We start from the raw sequence: 1,103 nt of genomic DNA on the forward strand, positions 1-1,103 counted from the left end.
CCCGCCGACGAGCCCGAGGCCCCGGCCCCGGCGCCCGCCGGACCGCGCGCGGGCCTGTTCTCCGGCTTCCGCGGCCGCGACGCGCTGGCTCCGGCCGACGCCGCCGGCACGGACGCCACCGAGCCGACCGGGACCGCCGACGCGGCGCCCGTCGTGGACGAGCCCGCCGTCGATCCCGCCGCGCCCGCCGAGGCCCCGCCCGCCGAGGCCCCCGCCGCCGAGGCGTCCGCGCTGCCCACCCGCCGCGGACCGATCACGTCCCCTGCCGAGGTGCGCTCGATCGTCGACGAGCTCGTCGACCACGAGCCCGAGGTCTCGGCCGCCGACCACGCCCGCCTCGACGCGCTGTCCGCGCCGCTGACCGCGTCGCTGCCGATCGTGCAGGCGCCCGTCGCCGAGCCGGGGCGCACGGAGCCGGTGGCCGCCCCCGAGGCGGCGGAGTGGTCGGCGCCGGTCGAGGCCGAGCCCGCCGCCCCCGAGGTGGCGGACGAGCCCGCCGACGCCGCGCCGGCCGAGCAGCCGCTGGTCGTGCCGGGTCTCGCGCCCGACGAGCCGCTCGACGAGTCGCACGCCTGGTCCACGTGGACGGGCGCGCCGGCGACGCCGGAGCAGCCGTCCTGGACCGCGCCCGCACCGCACGCCGAGCCGGAGCCCGTCGCCCCCGCGGCGGCGGACTCGCCCGCCGTCTGGTCCGGTGCCGCCGCGCCGGTCGCCGACCAGCCGGTCGCCCCGCTCGCCCCCGTGGGCCGCGCGGACGACACGACGGTCCTGGACGCCCCGGTGCCCGCGCCGTCCGCCCCGGCGCCGCAGGTGCCGACGGCGGCCCCCGCCGCGGCCGCGCCGGTCGCGATCCCGCCCGCCGCGCCGGTGACCCCCGCCGCGGAGGCCCGGCCCGCCCCGGCGGCCCCCGCGCTGCCCGACTTCGCCAGCCTGGTGCAGGGCGACGAGCCGCCGGCCGAGGCCGGCAGCCGCCCGCGCAAGCGCCGGTCCCTGTTCTCGTTCGGCCGCCGCCCGGCGCAGGCCCCGGACGAGGACGCCCCGGCCCAGGCCCCGGCGCCCGCCGCCGCGCCCGCGTGGCCGGCCACCTCGGCTCCCGCCGCGGC

Annotated in this window: 1 pseudogene; it reads left to right on the plus strand. The window is 84.0% G+C overall.

The features are described 5' to 3' along the window. Nucleotides 1–1,103: pseudogene (locus tag KVT14_RS20010) on the plus strand (hypothetical protein); the annotation flags it as partial.

The organism is Cellulomonas sp. GbtcB1 (genome assembly GCF_019091725.1).
Classification (GTDB): Bacteria; Actinomycetota; Actinomycetes; order Actinomycetales; family Cellulomonadaceae; genus Cellulomonas.